Origin of the sequence: Micromonospora sp. NPDC052213 (genome assembly GCF_040679695.1) — a bacterium.
GTDB lineage: Bacteria > Actinomycetota > Actinomycetes > Mycobacteriales > Micromonosporaceae > Micromonospora.
Genome location: NZ_JBFAVI010000011.1, coordinates 74,183 through 81,811, shown reverse-complemented (window position 1 = coordinate 81,811; position 7,629 = coordinate 74,183). Strand labels below are relative to the sequence as shown.

Sequence of the window (7,629 nt, the reverse complement as noted above, 5' to 3'; positions counted from 1 at the left end):
GTGTGGGGGCGGGGGGGGGCCCCCGCGTTCCGGCGGCGCCCCCCCCACGGTCCGCTTCAGACACCGACGTCGCGGCGGTCGAACAGGAACACCCCGACGACCGTGGTCACGGCGCCGACAGCCACGAGGGCGAGCAGTTGCACCGGGTGCCAGCCGGTGTGCAGCGGATCGGTGCCGATGAAGTAGTGAAACGGGGATAGCCAGCGCATCCATTGCCAGCCGTCGGACATGCCGCCGATGGCGTTGGCCATGTACGTGGTGACGGCGAGCACACCGGTGATCGCCAGAACCGTACCGCGCTTTCCGGTGGCCGCGCCGGCGAGGAAGGCGACGCCGGTGAAGCACCACACCAGGGCGATCAGGCCGACGCCGGCAGCCGCGACGTTGGACAGGGGAATGTCCATGCCCACCTGGGGAACGATGATCATCAGGAGGATCACCGGGGTGGCCGCGACCAGCGTGATGGCGCTGCCCGTGGCCGCGAGGCGCTGCCCGGCGAAGGCGGCGCGGGACAGCGGGTTGGCCAGCAACAGTTCCATGCCCCCGTCCTCCTCGGGCCGGGCGATCGTGCGGGCGGTCAACGTGATCGCGCACATGAGGACCAGCAGCGGCCCGATCAGGCTGAAGATCGTCGCCTGCAGGTAGCCGGCCGGCGAGAGCATATCGGCGATGCCGAGGAAGTCCAGCATTCCCTGGGGCAGGGCGTCCTGCTTCAGTTCCGCGGCTCCCTGGAACTGGCTGTAGAAGGAGGTGTAGATGACGGTGAACAGGGCGACGCCGGTGGCCCAACCGATCAGCGCCCGGCGGTCGTCGCGCCAGGTCTTACGCACCAGCGCGGGAAGCATCGCCGGCTCCTTCCGAGTGGTAGTAGAACGACAGGAACGTCTCCTCCAGGTCGGGCTCGGCCGACAGCATGTCCACGACCTCGTGTCGTGCCGCCGCCTTGATCACGGGGTCGAGGCGGCCATCCACGGTGCACCGGAGCACCGGCCCGGACACCACCACGTCACTGACCCCGGGGAGGGCCCTGAACTCCGCCGGATCCACGGGATCGTCGAAGTGGATCTCCACCGATCGGACGGCCCGCTTGCCGAGCGACTCCACGCGTTCGACCGCGGCCAGCCTGCCGTCGCGGATGATGGCCACCCGGTCGGCTGTCTGCTGCACCTCGGCGAGGACGTGCGAGGACATGAAGACGGTCTGACCGGCGTCGCGGGCGTCGCGAACCATGGCCAGGAACTCCTGCTGCATGAGCGGGTCCAGGCCGCTGGTGGGCTCGTCCAGGATCAGCAGGGCCGGTTGGTGCATGAACGCCTGCACCAGGCCGACCTTCTGCTTGTTGCCCTTGCTCATGGTGCGTACCGGGCGGGACAGGTCCAGGTCGAGCCGCTCGGCCAGATCGGTCACCCGCGACCAGGCCACGCCGCCCCGAGCGTCACCGAAGAACCGCAGCAGGTCTTCTGCCTTCTCCCTGCCGGGAAACGCCAGTTCGCCAGGTAGGTAGCCGATCTGCCGGTGCAGGGCGGCCTTGTCCCGGCGCGGGTCGAGCCCGAGCACGGTCGCGCGGCCGGAGGTCGGCCGCAAAAAGTCCAGCAGCAGCCGGATGGTGGTGGTCTTCCCGGCGCCGTTGGGACCGAGGAAGCCCATCACCTCCCCGACGCGGACCTCAAGGGTGAGATTTTCGATGCCGCGGCGTTGGCCGTAGAACTTCGTCAAGTCCTCGGCGAGCAGGGCAAGGTCGTTGGTCATGCTCCACATCGTGGCGCTCACGCCCGTCCGGCATCCAGGGTGGCATTCGGCCGACATCGGGCAGGAGTATTGCCGACGCTCGGCAACCAGGAGGGGAAAGGCAACTCGGCGAGGACCACAACCCACCGGAATCCGGTGAACGTTGCCGGACGCAGCACCAACTGTCTGCTCATCTACCTGCCGAGGAACGGCGACCTTCCGCGGCAACGTGATCATGTGGGTCGGCGCCGATTCCTGAGCGGCTTCTAATCGCTGGTGGCGAAGCGTTCAACGTTGTCAACGGTGCCGACGACGAGGATGAGGTCGCCGTAGGCGAGAACTGTCTCGGGCGTGGCGTAGGTGAAGACGCGTGGTCTGCCGCCTGGTACGGCCGCCTCTGGCTTGACGGCCACGACAGTCACGCCCCACTTGCTACGGACCCGGGACTCGCGCAGTGGTACGCCGACGATGTCGCGGGGTGGGGTGGTCTTGACGACGGCGAAGTCGGCGTCGACCTCGACGTAGTCGAGGATCCGTCCGGAGAGCAGGTGGGCGACCCGTTCGCCCATGTCGTGTTCGGGTGCGACGACGTGGTGTGCGCCGACGCGCGTGAGGATGTTGCTGTGCTGGGCGCTGATGGCCTTGGCCCAGATGTCAGAGATACCGATTTCGGACAACAGGCTGGTGGTGAGGATGCTGGCCTGGATGTCGGTGCCGATGGCCACCACAGCGCGGTGGAACTCAGCCACGCCGAGTTGCCGCAGGGCCTCGATATCGGTGGAGTCGGCGGTGATCACGTGCGGAAGCTGCCCGGAGAGAGCCTGCACGACTTTCGGACGGTGGTCGATGCCGAGCACCTCGGTGCCCCGATTGACCAGCTCCAGAGCCAGGGCGGTGCCGAACCGCCCCAGCCCGATCACAACGACGGGTTCGGTGGGTTGCTCAGCCAACGATCGTCCTCTCCTCGGGTAGCTCGAAGCGGCGGTTACGGTCGCGCAGCGCCAGCGCCGATGCCAGGGTGAGCGGACCGACGCGGCCGGCGAACATCAACACAATCAGCAGTACGTCGGCCTCTGGTGGCAGGTTAGCGGTGATGCCGGTGGACAGGCCGACGGTGGCGAACGCGGACACCACCTCGAACAGCACGATGTCCAGCCGGTACGGGGTGATGGCCAGCAGCAGGAACGTGGCGGTGACCACGGCGCCGACGCCGAGCAGGGCGATCGCGAGGGCTTGGCGCTGGTTGCTGGCGGAGATGCGCCGCCGACCGACGTTGACGTGAACCTCGCCGCGCATCTCCGACCAGAGCACGAACGCCAGCAGCCCGAAGGTGGTCACCTTGATGCCGCCGGCGGTGCCGGCGCTGCCGCCGCCGATGAACATCAGCACGTCGCTGGCGAGCAGGCTCTCCGGTCGCATCCCGCCGATGTCGACGCTGTTGAACCCGGCGGTGCGGGTCATGGTAGAGGCGAAGAATCCGGCCAGCAGTTTCTCCGGGCCGGCGAGCGGGCCGAGGGTACGCGGATTGGAGAATTCGGTGAGGGTGAGAACGGCGGTGCCGAGAACGAGCAACACGGCGGTCAGGGCGACGGTGATACGGGTCAGCACCGACCACAGCGCCGGGCGGCGCCAGCACTTGAGGAGTTCGAACACGACGGGGAATCCCAGCCCGCCCAGGATGACCGCAACGGCGATGGTCAACGAGATCCAGGGGTCGGTGACGTAGCCGACGAGGTTGTCGGCGTTGGTGGAGAATCCGGCGTTGTTGAACGCCGACACCGCGTGGAATACCCCGTCGTACAGCGCCTCGCCGAACGGCATGTGGTAGGCGGTGGCGAAGCGCAGGGTCAGCACCACCGCGACGACGGCTTCGCTGACGAGGCTGAACAGCACGATCCGGCGGACCACCGCACGGATGTCGGTGAGGGTGAGGCTCTTCGTCTCGGCTTGGGCCAGGAACCGGGCCCGCAGGCCGAGCCGGCGGGACAGCAGCACGGTGAACAGCGTCGCGAGGGTCATGATCCCCAGCCCGCCCACCTGGATGAGCAGGAGGATCATCGCTTGGCCGAAGCCGGACCAGTAGCTGCCGGTGTCGACGGTGACCAGGCCGGTGACGCAGACGGCGGAGGTCGCGGTGAACAGCGCGTCCACCAGGTCGGCCCGTTCGCCGGATCGGGTGGCCACGGGTAGTGACAGCAGGCCGGTGCCGACGGTCACCGCCACGCCGAAACCAACGGCGATCACCTGCGCCGGGTGCCGCAGCCTGCTGCTACGCCGCTGCCATGTCGGTCGTCGGCTCAGCATGCGCCCGCCGCGCAGGTACGACGGCCATCCGCGGTACGTGCCCTCGGCGTTGCCCTCGGACGGGTCAGGCTCATGAACCGCATGCTCTCACGGCGCTATTGCCGGCGACGTGGGACGGTCGCGGGAGCGGCGTCCGATCGAGGCTGAGTCTATGGGCCCCGCTGATGGTCGTCCTCTCGTTGCGGCGGGGAGTCGGGTGGGCGGCGCAGCGGGGTCCGGTTCAGCAGACCCGCGCCGGCTGCGACGGCGAGGACGATCGCCCCCACGGTGAGAATGATCAGGACTACGTGCTTGAGGAGGCCCATGTCGCCGTGTCACGGCTGGTAGCGGTAGCCCATGCCGGGCTCGGTGATGAGGTGGCGGGGCCGGGTGGGGTCGGGTTCGAGCTTGCGGCGTAGCTGAGCCATGTACTGGCGCAGGTAGCTGGTCTCGGTCTCGTATCCCGGGCCCCACACGTCGTGGAGGAGTTGGCGCTGACTGATCAGCTTCCCGGGGTTGCGGAGCATCGTTTCGAGCACCCCCCACTGGGTGGGGGTCAGTCTGATCTCGGTGCCGTCGTCGCGGGTCACGGTGTGGGCGCCGAGGTCGACGGTGTGCTGGCCGACTTTCGCGGTGGGACTGGCCGCGTCCGCGCCGGTCCCGTGCCGGCGGGTGACGGCACGGATGCGGGCGAGGAGTTCGTCGACGCCGAAGGGTTTGGTGACGTAGTCGTCGGCACCGGCGTCGAGGGCGGTGACCTTGTCGTCGCTGCCGGCGCGGCCGGAGAGCACGATGATCGGGACGGTGGTCCAGCCCCGGATCCCGCGGATGACGTCGACGCCGTCGAGGTCGGGAAGACCGAGGTCGAGTACGACGAGGTCGGGTGGGTGGCTGGCGGCGGCCCTGAGCGCGGCGGCACCGGTGGCCGCGACGTCGACGTCGTAGCCGCGGGCGCGCAGGTTGATGCGCAGGGCGCGCACAATCTGCGGTTCGTCGTCGACGACGAGGATCCGGTTCATTCCTGCGGGCCCTCCGTGGGTTCGGCCGGTGTGGCGGCGGGCAGCCGCAGCACCATGGTGAGTCCTCCTCCGGGTGTGGTCTCCGGGGTGATGCTGCCACCCATGGCCTCGGCGAGACCGCGGGACAGGGCGAGGCCGAGGCCGACGCCGGTGGTGTTGTCGCGGTCGCCGAGGCGCTGGAACGGCAGGAAAACCTGTTCCCACTGGTCCTCGGCGATGCCGGGGCCGGTGTCGATGACGCGTAGTTCGACCTGGCCGGAGTGGGCGCTGGCGGTGATGGTGGGTGGCCGCCCGGGCGGGCTGTGGCGCAGGGCGTTCGCGACGAGATTGACCAGGACCCGCTCCAGCAGGCCCGGGTCGGCGGTGGCGGCCGGCAGGTCGGCGGGGATGTCGGTGGTGACATCGGCCGCCTGCGGGCCGAGTTCGTCCAGGGCCCGGGGCACGGCGTCTTCCAGGCCGATCGCCGAGGCGGTGATGCCGAGTGCGCCGGCCTGCAGGCGGCTCATGTCGAGCAGATTGGCCACCAGCCGGCCGAGCCGGTCGAGTGACTCGTCGGCGGTGGCCAGCAGTTCGTCCCGGTCCTCGGCGTCGAAGTCGACGTCGCGGCTGCGCAGGCTGGACACGGCGGCCTTCGCCGACGCGAGAGGGGTGCGTAGGTCGTGGCTGACCGCGGCGAGCAGGGCGGTGCGCATTCGGTCGGCCTCGGCCAGGGGCCGGGCGGCGGCGGCCTCCTCGGCGAGGCGTTCCTGCCGGAGCGCGACGGCGGCCTGCGCGGCGAACGCCTCGATGATGCGCCGGTCGGCGGCCTCCAGCCGCCGGCCGGAGAGCACGACGGTGAGCCGGTCGTCGACGGGTACCGTCGTTTCGCCTGCGCTCGGGCTGCCGGCCGGCGCCTCGCCGACACTGGCCACGACTCGCCAGGCTTCTTCCTCCCGGTCCCGGCCGGGGCGCCCGGCGGCCTCGGCGGCCAGTTCCAGGACGCTGACCGCGCGCAGCGCGAAGGTTTCCCGGAGCCGTTCCAGCAGCGCCGGCAGCGGGCGTTGCCCGCGCAGGACGTTGCCGGCGACGGTGGCGAGGGTCTGCGCGTCGGCGGATGCGCGGGCGGCCTCGCGGGTGCGCCGGGCGGCGAGGTCGACCACCCAGCTGACCGCCACGGCGACGCCGACGAAGACGCCGAGGGCGAGCAGGTTGTCCGCCTCGGCGATGGTCAGCGTGTAGTAGGGCGGGGCGAAGAACCAGTTCAGCAGCAGGGACCCACCCAGCGCGGCGAGCAGCGCCGGCCAGAGCCCGCCGACGAGCGCGACGCCGACGACGGCGGCGAGGAAGATCAGGATGTCGTTGGTGAGGGTGAGGTCGGGCAGCGCCCTGAGCAGTGCGGTCAGGGCGGGCATGCCCGCGACGGTGAGCGCGAGGCCGTACAGCCGGCGTCGCCGGGACAGCGCGGCCGGCACCGCTGGTCCGGGCCGGCCGCGACGGACCTCGGCGTGGGTGACCAGGTGTACGTCGATGGGCCCGGACAGTGCGGTCGTGGTCACGCCGACGCCGCGGGAGAACAGTTGCGCGAAGCGGCCGCGGCGGCTGGCGCCGAGCACGAGCTGGGTGGCGTTGACGCCCCGGGCGAAGTCGAGCAGCGCAGCGGGGATGTCGGTGCCGAGGACCTGGTGGTAGGTGCCGCCGAGGCTCTCCACCAGCACCCGTTGCCGGGCGAGCTGCGCCGGGTCGGCTCCGGCGAGCCCGTCGCTGCGGGCGACGTGCACCGCGAGGAGGTCGGCGCCCTTGCTGCGGGCGGCGATCCGGGCCGCACGCCGGATCAGGGTCCCTCCCTCGGGTCCGCCGGTGAGCGCGACGACGACCCGCTCGCGGGCTTCCCAGGTGGCGGAGATGCCCTGCTGGGCCCGGTACGCGTCGAGTTGCTCGTCGACCTTGTCGGCGAGCCAGAGCAGGGCCAGTTCGCGTAGGGCGGTGAGGTTGCCGACGCGGAAGTAGTTGCCGAGCGCGGCGTCGATCTTGTCCGGGCGGTAGATGTTGCCGTGGGCCATCCGCCGGCGCAGCGCCTCGGGGGTCATGTCGACCAGTTCGACCTGTTCGGCGGCGCGCACAATCTGGTCGGGGACGGTTTCGCGTTGGGTGGTCCCGGTGATCTGGGCGACGACGTCGTTCAGCGATTCCAGGTGCTGGATGTTGACCGTGGTGAGCACGGTGATCCCGGCGTCGAGGAGTTCCTGGATGTCATGCCAGCGCTTGGAGTTGCGGGAGCCGGGCACGTTGGTGTGAGCGAGTTCGTCGACCAGGGCGACCTCGGGGCGGCGGGCCAGAACCGTGTCGAGGTCCATCTCGGTGAACTCGGTGCCGCGGTAGGTGATCGTGCGGCGGGGGACGATTTCCAGTTCGCCGATCATCGCGGCGGTGTGCTTGCGGCCGTGGGTCTCGACGAACCCGATCACCACGTCCGTGCCGCGCTCGGCGCGGCGCTGCGCCTCCTCGAGCATGGCGTAGGTCTTGCCGACGCCGGGTGCGGCACCGAGGTAGATGCGCAGTTCCCCTCGTGGCACAGCAGGATTCCTCTCCACAGCGTGACCGGCGGGTCGGGTGACGGGGT

Annotated in this window: 6 protein-coding genes; all 6 read right to left on the bottom strand. The window is 70.2% G+C overall.

From position 1 onward, the window contains the following. Positions 1–56: 56 nt before the first annotated feature. The 6 genes from AB0L34_RS05310 to AB0L34_RS05285 all read right to left on the bottom strand — a co-directional run bounded on the left by AB0L34_RS05310 (position 57) and on the right by AB0L34_RS05285 (position 7,582). Positions 57–845 (bottom strand): ABC transporter permease subunit, encoded by a 789-nt coding sequence (locus tag AB0L34_RS05310; RefSeq protein ID WP_363702057.1) that lies wholly within the window; start codon positions 843–845, stop codon positions 57–59. Continuing rightward, positions 823–1,749 carry an ABC transporter ATP-binding protein gene (locus tag AB0L34_RS05305; protein ID WP_363702055.1) on the bottom strand — a complete coding sequence of 309 codons (927 nt, stop codon included), beginning with the start codon at positions 1,747–1,749 and terminating at the stop codon, positions 823–825. The genes AB0L34_RS05310 and AB0L34_RS05305 overlap by 23 nt, the downstream gene beginning before the upstream one ends. A 245-nt stretch (positions 1,750–1,994) precedes the next feature. Continuing rightward, complete coding sequence (locus AB0L34_RS05300; RefSeq protein ID WP_363702053.1) at positions 1,995–2,678, bottom strand: TrkA family potassium uptake protein; 684 nt, start codon at positions 2,676–2,678, stop codon at positions 1,995–1,997. Continuing rightward, on the bottom strand, positions 2,671–4,032 hold the full coding sequence (locus tag AB0L34_RS05295) for a TrkH family potassium uptake protein (RefSeq protein WP_363702051.1): 1,362 nt from the start codon (positions 4,030–4,032) through the stop codon (positions 2,671–2,673). The genes AB0L34_RS05300 and AB0L34_RS05295 overlap by 8 nt, the downstream gene beginning before the upstream one ends. Before the next feature lie 314 nt (positions 4,033–4,346). Beyond that, positions 4,347–5,030 carry a response regulator gene (locus AB0L34_RS05290; protein WP_363702049.1) on the bottom strand — a complete coding sequence of 228 codons (684 nt, stop codon included), beginning with the start codon at positions 5,028–5,030 and terminating at the stop codon, positions 4,347–4,349. Beyond that, a complete protein-coding gene (locus AB0L34_RS05285; protein ID WP_363702047.1) occupies positions 5,027–7,582 on the bottom strand; it encodes a DUF4118 domain-containing protein in 2,556 nt (851 codons plus the stop codon). The genes AB0L34_RS05290 and AB0L34_RS05285 overlap by 4 nt, the downstream gene beginning before the upstream one ends. Between the last annotated feature and the right edge of the window lie 47 nt (positions 7,583–7,629).